This window comes from Streptomyces sp. YIM 130001, assembly GCF_003574445.1.
GTDB lineage: Bacteria > Actinomycetota > Actinomycetes > Streptomycetales > Streptomycetaceae > Streptomyces.
Map to the genome: position 1 here is coordinate 131386 of NZ_KZ984567.1, position 11977 is coordinate 143362.

At 71.5% G+C, this 11977-nt stretch carries 14 protein-coding genes and 1 pseudogene; 9 read left to right on the forward strand and 6 right to left on the reverse strand.

Annotation, left to right across the window (positions count from 1 at the left end):
* Nucleotides 1–63: 63 nt before the first annotated feature.
* From DSC45_RS29950 to DSC45_RS29965, 4 genes are all read right to left on the reverse strand, one after another.
* Complete coding sequence (locus tag DSC45_RS29950) at nucleotides 64–777, reverse strand: C39 family peptidase (protein ID WP_119295121.1); 714 nt, start codon at nucleotides 775–777, stop codon at nucleotides 64–66.
* 193 nt (nucleotides 778–970) lie between these two features.
* Nucleotides 971–1669, reverse strand: coding sequence for a peptidoglycan-binding domain-containing protein (locus DSC45_RS29955; RefSeq protein WP_119295122.1), 699 nt, complete (start codon nucleotides 1667–1669; stop codon nucleotides 971–973).
* Nucleotides 1670–1983: 314 nt separating this feature from the next.
* On the reverse strand, nucleotides 1984–3054 hold the full coding sequence (locus DSC45_RS29960) for an ArsR/SmtB family transcription factor (RefSeq protein WP_119295123.1): 1071 nt from the start codon (nucleotides 3052–3054) through the stop codon (nucleotides 1984–1986).
* Nucleotides 3055–3270: 216 nt separating this feature from the next.
* Nucleotides 3271–4455: a zinc-dependent alcohol dehydrogenase gene (locus tag DSC45_RS29965; RefSeq protein ID WP_119295124.1), complete on the reverse strand. Its 1185-nt coding sequence runs from the start codon at nucleotides 4453–4455 to the stop codon at nucleotides 3271–3273.
* Between the two features lie 163 nt (nucleotides 4456–4618).
* On the opposite strand from DSC45_RS29965, the gene DSC45_RS29970 reads away from it, so the two are divergent.
* The 9 genes and pseudogenes from DSC45_RS29970 (at nucleotide 4619) to DSC45_RS30010 (ending at nucleotide 10547) form a co-directional block, all read left to right on the forward strand.
* A complete protein-coding gene (locus DSC45_RS29970; RefSeq protein ID WP_119295125.1) occupies nucleotides 4619–5275 on the forward strand; it encodes an endonuclease in 657 nt (218 codons plus the stop codon).
* Nucleotides 5276–5515: 240 nt separating this feature from the next.
* Nucleotides 5516–6322: a SigB/SigF/SigG family RNA polymerase sigma factor gene (locus DSC45_RS29975; RefSeq protein WP_119295126.1), complete on the forward strand. Its 807-nt coding sequence runs from the start codon at nucleotides 5516–5518 to the stop codon at nucleotides 6320–6322.
* Between the two features lie 67 nt (nucleotides 6323–6389).
* Entirely contained in the window at nucleotides 6390–6764 is a 375-nt protein-coding gene (locus tag DSC45_RS29980; protein WP_119295127.1) for a DUF6479 family protein, read from the forward strand.
* 141 nt (nucleotides 6765–6905) lie between these two features.
* Nucleotides 6906–7604 carry a HemK2/MTQ2 family protein methyltransferase gene (locus tag DSC45_RS29985; RefSeq protein WP_119295128.1) on the forward strand — a complete coding sequence of 233 codons (699 nt, stop codon included), beginning with the start codon at nucleotides 6906–6908 and terminating at the stop codon, nucleotides 7602–7604.
* Nucleotides 7588–7902 carry a CDGSH iron-sulfur domain-containing protein gene (locus DSC45_RS29990; RefSeq protein WP_119295129.1) on the forward strand — a complete coding sequence of 105 codons (315 nt, stop codon included), beginning with the start codon at nucleotides 7588–7590 and terminating at the stop codon, nucleotides 7900–7902. The genes DSC45_RS29985 and DSC45_RS29990 overlap by 17 nt, the downstream gene beginning before the upstream one ends.
* Before the next feature lie 3 nt (nucleotides 7903–7905).
* Nucleotides 7906–8922: pseudogene (locus DSC45_RS29995) on the forward strand (iron-containing redox enzyme family protein); the annotation flags it as partial.
* Between the two features lie 545 nt (nucleotides 8923–9467).
* On the forward strand, nucleotides 9468–9650 hold the full coding sequence (locus DSC45_RS30000) for a hypothetical protein (RefSeq protein ID WP_119295130.1): 183 nt from the start codon (nucleotides 9468–9470) through the stop codon (nucleotides 9648–9650).
* A 126-nt stretch (nucleotides 9651–9776) separates the two neighbouring features.
* Nucleotides 9777–10025, forward strand: a complete 249-nt coding sequence (locus tag DSC45_RS30005) for a hypothetical protein (RefSeq protein ID WP_119295131.1) — start codon at nucleotides 9777–9779, stop codon at nucleotides 10023–10025.
* A gap of 318 nt (nucleotides 10026–10343) precedes the next feature.
* Nucleotides 10344–10547, forward strand: coding sequence for a DUF2180 family protein (locus DSC45_RS30010; RefSeq protein ID WP_119295132.1), 204 nt, complete (start codon nucleotides 10344–10346; stop codon nucleotides 10545–10547).
* Nucleotides 10548–10587: 40 nt separating this feature from the next.
* Here the strand turns inward: DSC45_RS30010 and DSC45_RS30015 are convergent, their stop codons facing one another.
* Nucleotides 10588–10965: a Zn-ribbon domain-containing OB-fold protein gene (locus DSC45_RS30015; protein ID WP_119295133.1), complete on the reverse strand. Its 378-nt coding sequence runs from the start codon at nucleotides 10963–10965 to the stop codon at nucleotides 10588–10590.
* A gap of 113 nt (nucleotides 10966–11078) precedes the next feature.
* Complete coding sequence (locus DSC45_RS30020; protein WP_119295144.1) at nucleotides 11079–11792, reverse strand: TetR family transcriptional regulator; 714 nt, start codon at nucleotides 11790–11792, stop codon at nucleotides 11079–11081.
* Between the last annotated feature and the right edge of the window lie 185 nt (nucleotides 11793–11977).

Genomic DNA, 11977 nt, shown 5'->3' on the forward strand with positions numbered 1-11977 from the left:
GGCAGAGGCGGGGGTGTCCCCGCCCCTGCCCCGGCGCCCGCCGCCGGTCAGGCGGTGCACCGGTCAGGCGGCGTAGCCCTTCGGCGGGATCAGTGAGGCGAGTTGGTCGAAGGACAGCCAGTAGATCTGGTTGCCGCCGAAGGACGCGGGGTCGGCGATGAGGACGGTGCGGTTCGCGTCGTCGTAGCCGATGACGGTGAAGTAGTGGTAGATGGCCTGGTCCGATGGGTAACCGGGCGGCTGGTTACCGGGAGGCGCGACGATGTTCGTCACCAGTGGGTAGTTGTTGTCGATGTCCTGGACGATGTCGTTCCAGAGCAGGTCCTTCTGAGCGTCGCTCGGCGGATCGTCGGGCATCTCCTTGGTCTCGTACCAGCCGGTGCCGAGGTTCGCGTTCAGTACGCCGGTGACCTGGCTGATGTGGTCGGTGCCGGCCTCCGTGGTGCCGAGCTGCGCGGCCAGATCCGTCTGGCTGGGCGGCGCGATGCGTGCCGAGAGCGCGATACGGGTGGCGGCGGGGCCGCACCAGTAGCCGGTCTCCTGGACCTGGTAGTCGACCGGCAGGGTGTGGGCGTCCGCCGTGTGGACACCGTCGATCTGCAGTCGGGTACCGGGTTCGTTCTGGCCGCTGACCACCGCGGTGCCGGACTGGGAGCCGTGGTCGAGGACGGATACTGGGTGCGGGTCGGCGGGTGCCGCTTGGGCTGCCGCTGCCGGGCTGACGAGTGCGCCGACGGCGGTGACGGCCACGGCGGAGGCGAGAAGTCTCTTGCGCATAGGGGCTCCTGACGAGGAGTCGGGACCCAGCGGGTCCGGTTCGGTCACGCGGTCGGAGGAGCGGGGCGGCACGCCGGAGCGGTTCGAGGTGCCGCCTGCGGGCGTCCGCGAAGGGCACCCACAGGCGGGCACATCGAGTCAGGTCGGGTCAGGCCGAGTCAGGTCAGGTCAGGTCAGGTCAGGTCAGGTCAGGTCAGGGGATCGGCGGCACGGTCGGGCCTTCGCTGGCCAGCAGGTCGCGGGCGAACTGCTCCCACTGCGCGTAGCGGTCCGGATAGGCGGAGCGCTGGACCGCCTGGCAGACCTCACCGAGCGGCATGGTCTCCCAGCCGGCGATCTGGATGAGCCCGGGGTTGCTCCCGAACGGGGCCACTCCGTAGAACGACTTGGAGGAGGTCGGCACGTCGGTGATCTGTTCCGGGGTCCCCCACCCCGTGCTGGGCCGCTGCTGGAAGATGCCCAGGGAGTCGTGGTCCACGGGGGTCAGGTAGTTGACGAACTTCGACTCCTGCATCGCCGTCATGAGGGCGATGACCTGACCCTGTTCGGAGATTCCGGCGCCCTTGCCGACACCGATGACGGTGCGTGCGTTGGCGAGTTCCTCCGGTCCGAGGTCGGCAGCGGTACGGAAGGTGCCGCGCAGTTCGGTGTCGGTGGCGCTGTGCAGGGCGGATGCGGTTCTCCCGTCCACCTTGCCGGTCGCGGGCAGTCCGTGGCGCTTCTGGAAGGTCTCCAACCCCTGCCCGGGGGCTGCTTGTTCGGCCTCGGCGGTCTGCGGTGGAGCGGCCTGAGGTGGAGCGGCCTGTGCCAGACCGGGTCCTGCGAACAGGGCGCCGGCGACGCCGAGTACGGCGGCTGCGGCCGCCGGGCGGGTGAAGGCAGTGCGTGCCACTGCGTCATCTCCTTGTCCAGGTCGTTCGTCCTCGCCCGTCCGCCGTTCGGGCTCGGGGTGCACACGTCGATCGCGGGGCCGGGCACGTAGGCACCGGACCGTGGGTCGACGCGCGTAGTTCCACGGAACGTGGGTGAGCGGGCGGAGGGCGTGAACTGTGGGGGGAACGGGGGCGCACAAGTGCCGTACGCAGCACGCTCGTCGGAGGCCTTGCGTGCCGGGCCGGCACGCCCAGCATCACGGCATGGCCATGACACCCACAAGCCCCGAAAGTCCAGGCTTACGGAACCGGCGGCCGGTCCGGAGCTCCGCGGTTAGCTACGGCGCTGCGGCGAAGTCGGCGTCGACCGCATCGGCGCGCCGAGACCCTCCTCCGGACGTCCCCCATGGGTCTCACCCACCGGCCCCCGCTCACAACTGCGCATCAGGGCACGGCCTTCCGCCGTCGCCACGTGCAGCGACCGCCCGTCCTTGCGGACCGTGGCGACCAGACCCGCGCCTCGCAGTACCTTCATGTGCTGGCTGACGGCTGGGTGGGTCACCCCGAGCAGCCGGGCCAGGGCCACCGTCGAGGCGCCGGTGCGTACCGCCCGCAGTACGCGGGCCCTTGTGTGGCCGAGGAGTTGGCCGAGCGCTCCCCCGTCGCCGCGGCCGTCAGCCGCCGGGACGTTCCACTCCATGTCGTGCTCGATGGGATACACCAGGACCGGTGGCAGCGCGTCGTCGGCGAGCGTGATGGCGGTCGGCCAGCAGAAGAACGACGGCTGCAGGGTGAGTCCGCGACCGTCGAGCCGCAGCTCCTGGTCGACCGGGTAGTCGACCTCGAGCACCATCGGCCGCCAGCGGAACCGGGGCCCGAGCCCCGCAAGGAGTCCTTCGGTACCCCCGTCCAGCAGACCCCGCAGCCGCACGATCCGGTCGGCGTCGATATGGGCGTGGATCCGCGGCCAGAACGGCGCCACCGCTTCCTCGTGGTACGCCCGCAGTGCCTGCCCCAGGCGCAGCAGCGCGCTGCCGTCACCGCCCGCCAGCGCCTGCGTCCAGCCCGGCAGCGGGCGCGCGGCGGCCACCCGCTCGAGGTCCTTGCGCAGACGGGGTTCCGGAGTACGTACGAGGGTGTCCACCGCGGCCTGGAAGGTCTCGCCGTCACCGCAGGTGGGGGTGAGGAAGTCGGGTGAGCTGCCGTGCGGCGGCAGCAGCGGCGACAAGTCCCGGCAGTTCGCCGGCAGGCGCGGCCGCACCCAGCGCCGCCAGGGGCCGAACACACCCTCGCCGTCGCGGCGTTGGAGCGTCTGCACGCTGTTGCTGAGCTCCCACAGATGGTCCGGTCCCGCGGCTACCCGTACTCGCCCGAGGTCCTCGGCCGTGAAGTGCACCCGTAACACTGCGACACGTCCCCCCTGCCCGGATCGCCTCCGCCCGGCACGGGTCCGCACCGGCGCTCCCAGGCGACCGTCGCGCGGCCGTCCGTGTCAAGAGGCTGACCTGTCAAGGCTTCTGACGGCTGGTCCGGCGCAGGGAGACACGGGGCAGGGAGACACGGGGCAGGGTCGTGCCAGAGCACACGGCCACACGGCCCCCGGGCCCGGACGTCCGGAACTTCACGGCCTGAGAAGGGTCTTGATCATTCCGTCCTCCTTGTCCTGGAACATCTGGTAGGCCTTCGGCGCATCCTCCAGGGGCAGGCGATGGGTGGCGAAGTCGTCGACACCGAGCGGGTCCTCGTCGGTGAGCAGCGGCAGCAGGTCGTCCACCCAGCGCCTGACGTTGGCCTGCCCCATGCGTACCTGGACCTGCTTGTCGAACATGGTCAGCAGTGGCATCGGGTCGAGCGCGCCGCCGTACACGCCGGACACGGAGACCGTGCCGCCGCGGCGGACGATGTCGAACGCACTGTGCAGGGCGCCGAGTCGGTCGATGCCGGCGCGCTCCATCAGCTTCTCGGCCATGGCGTCGGGCAGCAGGCCGACACCCCACTGGGCGGCCTTGGCCAGCGACGCTCCGTGGGCCTCCATCCCGACGGCGTCGATCACGGCGTCGGTGCCGCGGCCGTCGGTGAGGTCGCGGATGGCGTCGCCGAGGTCCTTGCCGTGGCGGCGCAGGTCCAGGCACTTCACCCCGTCGTGGTGGGAGCGGCTCAGGCGCTCGGGCACCAGGTCGACGCCGACCACGAGTTCCGCCCCTCGGTGCAGGGCGATCCGGGCGGCCATCGCTCCGATCGGGCCGAGGCCGAGCACGGTCACCGATCCGCCGGGCGGGATGTCGGCGTATTCGACGGCCTGCCAGGCGGTCGGCAGTACGTCGGAGAGGTACACGTACCGGTCGTCGGCCGCCGTGTCCGGGACCTTGATCGGCAGCGTGTTGCCGAACGGCACCCGCAGGAACTCGGCCTGCCCACCAGGCACTTGGCCGTACAGCTTGGTGTAGCCGAACAGCGCCGCCCCGGAACCACGCTCGGTGACCTGGGTGGTCTCGCACTGGGAGTGGAGCCCGCGGTCGCACATGTAGCAGGCACCGCAGGAGATGTTGAACGGAACGACGACCCGGTCACCGGGCTTCAGTTCCCGGACCGCGGGGCCCACCTCCTGGACGATGCCCATGGATTCGTGTCCCAGGATGTCGCCCGGATCGATGAAGGGGCCCATGACTTCGTAGAGGTGCAGGTCGGACCCGCAGATGCCCGTCGACGTCACGCGTACGACGATGTCGGTCGGGTCCTCGATACGAGGGTCGGGGACGGTCTCGACGCGGACGTCCCGCTTGCCCTGCCACGTGAGTGCTCGCATGCCTGGTCCTCCTCCGGTACGTGCTCCGCGTGCGGTCGGCGCCGTGACGCCGCACCACTCCACGGGTCTCCCGGCGGGACGCGGCTATGCATCGGCGGGCCGCGTGGCGTTTGACGCCCGCCGTTCCGGGTGACTCGGGGCGCGGAGCCTGTGGAGGTGGAGCATGGCCGGCACCGAAGCCGTTGTACGGGCGCTGCTCGATGTCGCCGGCCGGACGTACGCGCGTGAGGCCGGCATCCGGCCCGGCGACACCCCTCAGCCGCTGTACCGCACGCTCGTCCTCGCCTGCCTGCTGAGCGCCCGGATTCAGGCGTCGATCGCGGTCGCCACCTCGCGGGCCTTGTACGACGCCGGACTGCGCGACCCGCGGCGGATGGCCGATGCCACCTGGCAGCACCGGGTCGACGCCCTCGGCCAGGGCGGATACCGGCGCTACGACGAGCGCACCGCGACACAACTCGGCGACGGTGCACGGCTGTTGCTCGACTCCTGGGGCGGCGATCTGCGCAGGGTGCGCGGGGAGGCGGACGGAGACGTCTCCGAGGTGAAGAAGCGATTGCGGCGGGTTCCGGGGCTGGGTCCGACCGGCGTGGACATCTTCCTGCGGGAGGTTCAGGACGTGTGGCCGGAGTACGCCCCGTACCTCGATGCCAAAGCCCTGCAAGGGGCGGAACGACTCGGTCTCCCCTCGGAGGTGTCCGCGCTGGCGCGAGCTGCCGGCGACACCGGCACCGGTGTGCTCGCCGCTGCGCTGGTCCGCGCGGCGCTGGACAGCTCTGTCGCCGAGGAGTGTCTGCGGCGGGCGAAGGGCGCGGGCTGAGACCGCGGCCTGGACGGGAAGCGCTGGGGTGACTGTGGGTTCGACCGGTCACCGGGCGTGACGCTCCGGGCTGCGCGCCGGGAGGTATGCGTGGACAGTGGAGGGAGAAGTTCAAGGCTTGCGCTTCGGACAACAGGCGCACCCACGCAGCGGGGCCCTTGGCACCGGTCGCTGCCGTCGAGGGCACGGTCCGGTCGGACCCGCCGTGGCCGCACGTGACGACCGAGGAGTGACTCGCCGATGTCCGTCGAGACCCCAGCAGTACGGGTGCGACGCACCCATGACGACACCCCCGAGACGTCGGCAGCCTTCCAGCAGGCCGCAGCGCTCGGCGGTGGATCCGAACGAGACCGGCTCCATGAGCAGTTGGTGTGCGACTGGCTTCCCGTGGCCCATCGCATCGCCGGCAAGTTCCGCGACCGCGGCGAGAACATGGACGACCTGCGCCAGGTCGCGGCCATCGGCCTGGTGAAGGCGGTACGCCGCTACGACCCCCGGCGCGGCCCGTTCATCAGCTACGCGGTCCCCACCATCACCGGCGAGCTGCGCCGGCACTTCCGGGACCACACCTGGGACGTACGGGTGCCGCGGCGTGTGCAGGAACTGCGCAACACGATGCGCCGTGCCCGCCGCGAACTGATGCTGACCCCGGGGAGCCACGAGCCCACGGTCGAGGAGCTCGCCGCCCACACCGGGCGTTCCGAGAAGGAAGTCCGGGAGGGCCTGGAGGCGCTCGCCAGCTACCGCTCCCTCTCCCTTGACGCCGAGTCGAGCGAAGGGTTCCGTATCGCCGACACCCTGGGCTCCCTCGATGCGCGTATCGAGCTCGTCTCGGACCGCCAGGCTGCGAGGGAAGGGCTCCGGCATCTGCCGCTGCGAGAGAAGCGGGTGCTGTATCTGCGGTTCTTCGAGGACATGACACAGAGCCGTATCGCGGAAGAACTGGGCATCTCGCAGATGCACGTCTCCCGTCTGATCTCGCGGTCCTGCAGCCGGGTGCGCGCCGAGGCGCTGGGAGAAGCCGAACCGTCGCCGGCCGAGGCATGACCGGACGAGTGAGCGGCGGCGGCCGGGCTGCAGGATCGAAGACGCCGAAGAGGGGTACTCGGGCGCCATGACTGCCTACGACGCACCTGACGTCACGCATGCCGCCGCGCCGCTGCTGCGCGCGGCGGACGACCCGTCGCTCGGATTCGTTCCGTTCCTCCTGATCGGCTTGGTGGTGGCGGCCGCCCTGGTCTGGGCTGTCTGGCTCGGGATCCGCATCCGCAGGCGCGAACCACGGCCGCCGAACCCGGGCGAGCAGCCGCGGCCGCCGAAGAACGGAGCCGCGGCCGAACTCCCTGAGGAGCCTGCCGCGGACGACTTCGGCGCGGACGGCGAACGCCTCTCGCCCCACGAGATGAGGGGGCACGGCGCTCCGGGCGGACGCCCCCACGCCGGACGGCACCGCAAGAGCGGCGGATCCGGCGGCAACCACGGCACATGAGCCCCGCAGCACCCCCGCTGCACCCCCGCTGCACCCCCGCCGCACCGCAACTCCCCTGGCGACCTCACGGCACGAGCCCCGACAGTACGAGCACGTCACTCTGCGGCCGGTTGCCGCCCCTTCGACGGAAGGAACCAGCCGATGTCGGTACGGGAGGTGCGCGCAGGGACGGGCCCTCGCCTGGTCCGCCTGCCCGGCGTGTACGCGCCGCAGCACGACACCCGTCTGCTCCTCAAGGCGGTCGAGCACGAGGGAGCACTCGACGGTGTGCGGTTGCTCGACCTCGGCTCCGGCAGCGGAGCCCTCGCCCTGGGTGCCGCCCGCCTGGGCGCCGAGGTGACAGCGGTGGACCTCGCCTGGCGTGCCGTCCTGGCGACGCGGATCAACGCCCGCCTGGCGCGGCAGCACGTGCGGGTGCGGCGCGGCGACCTGCTCTCCGCGGTACGCGGCGAGCGCTACGAAATGGTCGTCTGCAACCCGCCCTACGTACCGTCCATGGGCCGTCCGCCGTCGAAGCACAGCCGCGCGCTCGCCTGGGACGCCGGCCAGGACGGGCGGGCCGTGCTCGACCGGGTCTGCGCGACGGCGCCCGAGGCCCTCGCACCCGGTGGCGTACTCCTTCTCGTCCACTCGGCGCTCTGCGAGCCGCAGCGCTCGCTCACGCAACTGCGGAGATCCGGGCTGACTGCCGAGGTGACCGACTGCGAGCGCATCCCGCTGGGGCCGGTACTGCGTTCACGCCGCGACTGGCTCGAAGCGCGTGGCCTGCTGCCCACCGGCTCCCTGAACGCGGCGCCGGCCGACGAGGAACTGGTGGTGATCCGTGCCCGACGACCGTGAGCCGAAGAATCGGACCGACCGAGAACCGCCGAAGGACCAGGCGCCGGCGGCCCGCGCCGCGCGCCGCGTATGGGCCGAGCCGGACGGTCCTCTGCTGGTCGAGGGGCCGGTGGAGTTCTGCCTGCCGGACGGAGGGACCGTCGTCTCCGACCGGTTCATGGTGGCCGTCTGCACCTGTCGCCACAGCGCGACGTACCCGTGGTGCGACACGACCCACCGCCACCTGCGCCGCCCGGGAACCACGCGGATCGGCGCGCAGGAATCCCCGGTCGAGGAGAACGGGACAGAGGCGAACTGAGCGATGGCCGATGCTCTGACACACGCACCGTCACGCGACGGCCGTCCGCGCGAGGATCCTGCGCTGCCCTCGTCACGCGGCCCGCTCTCGCACGCGGTCCACCACGCCCTGCGCACCTCGAGCGAGCTTCGGGACGCGGCCGAAGAGACGGTGGCTGTCGCGGACCCCTGGGGCGAGGACCTGCAGCTGGCCCTTTACCTGCTGTACGAACTGCACTACCGCGGATTCGCCGGTGTCGACGACGAACTCGAGTGGAATCCCGGCCTGTTGCGCCTGCGCCGCTCCCTCGAGAACCGTTACCTGGCAGCACTGCGCGAGTCCGTACCCGGCACGCCCACGGCAGACGCGCTCGACGGCCTGGTGGCAGCGCCCGACCGCCGGGAACCTCCGGGACTCGGCCACCATCTCGCCCATGCGGGGACGCTCGACCAGCTCCGGGAGTACGCGGCCCTGCGCTCGCTGTACCACCTCAAGGAGGCGGACCCGCACGCATGGGTCATCCCCCGCCTCACCGGTACGGCCAAGGCGGCCATGGTGGCCGTCGAGTTCGACGAATTCGGGGCGGGCCGGGCCGACGGGATCCACGCGCGGCTGTTCGCGGACCTGATGGACGACCTGGATCTCGACTCCCGTTACGGCTATTACGTGGACCGTGCCTCGGCCGCCATGCTCGCGAGCGTCAACCTGATGTCCCTGTTCGGCCTGCACCGGTCTCTGCGCGGCGCCCTCGTCGGCCACTTCGCCCACGTGGAGACGACCTCCTCGCCCGCTTCGCGCCGACTCGCCGCTGCGCTGCGAAGGGTCGGTGCCGGAGCGGCCGCCGTGCGGTTCTACACCGAACACGTCGAGGCCGACGCGGTGCACGAACAGGTGGTGCGCCACCAGGTGGTCGAGGGCCTCCTGGCGGACGAGCCGTGGCTGGAGGACGACGTCGGGTTCGGCATCGAGGCGACCTCACTGGTCGAGGAACGCTTCGGCGCCGAGATCCTCGGGCACTGGCGCGCGGGCAGGAGCGCTCTGTGTGACCGTCCGGCTCCGATTGGTGCCGCGGATGAGGGGTACCCGGGGCGCGTACGAAGGCCGCACCGTCGTGCACGGGCGTCCGTCACCGAGGGGAAGGAGCCCGCCGACATGCCTGCCGGATCGAACGCGAAGCGCGAGCGCCAGTACGAGCACATCAGGGAGGGCGCGCAGGAGCACGGGGCGTCGAAGAGCCGGGCCAAGGAGATCGCGGCCCGGACGGTCAACAAGGAACGTGCCCGCTCCGGCGAGTCCCGCACGGCCAGCCGGACCTCCACCAAGGACCCCAAGTCCGCGCCCGAACGCGGCGGACAGCGCTCCCACTCCGGCGCCGAGGGCCCCACCAAGGACCAGCTGTACGCCGAGGCCCGGAAGAAGAACATCGAGGGCCGCTCCGGGATGAACAAGAAGGAGCTGCGCAGGGCGCTCGGCTACTGACTGCTCCGACCGTTCGACCACCAGGATCCCGGCCGCCGCCCGCCCCCCTCCCCCCTGGGCACACCGGCCGGAACACCCCGATTCGCTGGAGAGGAACGCTGGCCGCCATGACCAACCAATCAGAGGTCCTGCGGGCGAAGCTCGCCCGGCTCAAGGCTGCGAAGAAGAAGACGGACGGCGCGGCACTCGGCCGCGACGGCCTCAAGGAAGCGGGCCGCGACGAGGGCGAGGCGGCACGCAGCGCGGAGGAGGCGGCGAAGTCCGCCCGTCGCGGCACGAAGCGCCGCTGACGCACCCGACCGACCTCGACGCTCGGCCGCAGGACCGGCGCCCGCCGCCCCGGTCTTCCTTGCTGCACGGGTACCGGCGTTCCGGTCCCTCGGCACCCCGAGCAGTCGTACGAAAGGAGATGGACGATGCCGTCGATGCGGGAAGGCGGGCGGAACGCGGACGATCGTTCCGAGCCCGTACCCCACGATCTGCCCGACCAGCAGGCAGGCACCGAGGCGGACGGCCCGGACCACTGGGACGTGCCGGACGCCGAGGAGCCCGACCCCAAGACCCCGAACGACGACGTACCCGACACGGACGAGGCCGGCACGCGACGCCGGGGCGAGTCCGCGCCCGAGACGACGGCCCCGGAGCCGCAGGAGTCCCCCGGCTGACCGTGCCCGTCCCCGTGCGCCGTGCGCGAGGTGAGGTGCGACCGATGCCCCGGACCGTGTCCCCCGCGACGGACATCGGAGGCCGTCGGCCTGCACCGCCCGGACAAGACGTTCCGTGGGCCGGGCTGCCGGCTGCGGCCGCTCCCCGGACGCCGCTCGACGATGGCTTCGGCGCCCGAGGTGTCGTACCTCATCCGTGGCCGGCGGACGCTTCGGTGCGGCCCGCAGTCGTTTATCTCTCGCTCGCCGGGGGACCCGCCCAGCGGTATGCACGGCCCGCGGCCCGACGCCGTCGGCCTGCCCGGAAGGAAGTGCCCCATGAACTGCTACGACTGTCACCTCGCCGGCGTCGTCACCCCGGCGCTCGCCACGTGCACCTACTGCGGCGCGGGTGTCTGCCGGCAGCATCTGCACGAAGGCACGAGCGAGGTGCACGAGGTGAGCGGCACGGGGGCCGCCGGGCGCCGAGACCCCGCCCGCCGCATCACCTGCCAGGTCTGCCACTCCGCGGAACTCAGCTGACGTTCCCCGCGGACTTTCCCCGCACGGCCAGGCGGTCACGTCAGACCGTGCCCCAGATCTCCTCGCACATCTCGACGACCACCTCGCCCGCACCGGGGTCGGCGTCGGTCGCGGGACGCACCCGGGCGCCCACATAGACGCGTTGGGGTTCGGTACCGATCACACGGCACCGGTACACAAAACCCTCGGGGAAGCGGACGAGTGACTCGTTGCGCGCGACGGACGTGTAGCGGTGCACGACGTTCGACTCGACCACCACGCCTTCGCCCGTGCTGCGTTCGGCGTCCAGGTCGCTGGACGCGCACACGGGGCACAACAGCCGCCGGAACGAGGGGGTTGCGCACCAACGACAGCGCTGAAAGATGAGACCGGCTTCGTCCTGCGCCGTCGGCGCGGCGCCGGCTTTCGTCTGGGACACGTCTCGACTCCCCTGCACTCGGCCCGGATGCGCGACGCTCAGTGCGTCGGCCCGCCAGCACCATATGGCACTCAGTGCCAGGACGTAAAGGTACCGGGTGCCACTTTGCGGAGTCAGTTCTCCGACAGGGTCGCCTCGATGCTCTGGATGACCCTCCACATCGGGGCGTTGCGCGGCGCCACCATCACGATCACCTCACCGTCCCCGTCGCCCCCGACAGCCTTGCGCACCACACCCGTTCCGGACGCCGACGGCGCCGCGCGTTCGGTGCGCGACGCATCCGCCCACACGTCCCGGACGAACGACAGCGCGCGGTCCACCTCCGCCTCCGGGTCCTCCTCGCCGCCCGAACGCAGCCAGGACCTGAGGCCGTTGTTGTGCGCGGCGACCACCGCGGCGGCGACCACCTCGGCCCGCAGCGAACCGTCGGCACGGTCCGCGAACCGCCGGCGCAGATAGCCGGCCAGGGCGGCCTCGTAGCGGCGCACCACGGAGAGTTCGTACGTCCTGAGTCCCGGAACCTCTCGCGTGAGGCGGTAACGCTGCACCGAGAACGCCGGGTTGGCGGTGTACATCCGCAGCACGATGCGTGCGGCGTCGCACACGGCGGCCACCGGGTCTTCGCCCGGATTGGCCTTCAGGAACTCGGTCATGTCGTCCAGGCAGCGGTCGTGGTCGGGGAAGACCGCGTCCTCCTTCGACGGGAAGTAGCGGAAGAACGAACGCCGTCCCACCCCCGCCCGCGCCACGATGTCGTCGACCGTCGTCTGCTCGTACCCGCGCTCCGTGAACAGCTCGAACGCCGCCTGCGCGAGGGCCTCCCGCATGGGCGGTTTCACCGGTTCCGCACCCGCCTTCCCGATGCCCTTCCCGCGCCGCCTGCGCACCTCAGTCATGCCGGGACCGTAGCATCGCGAGCGCACTTTTGGCACTGCGTACCTTTACAGAGGGTACTGAGTGCCATAGCCTGATCCGGCAAGCCACTCGCACGAGGTGGGACCGTCCAGTGAGC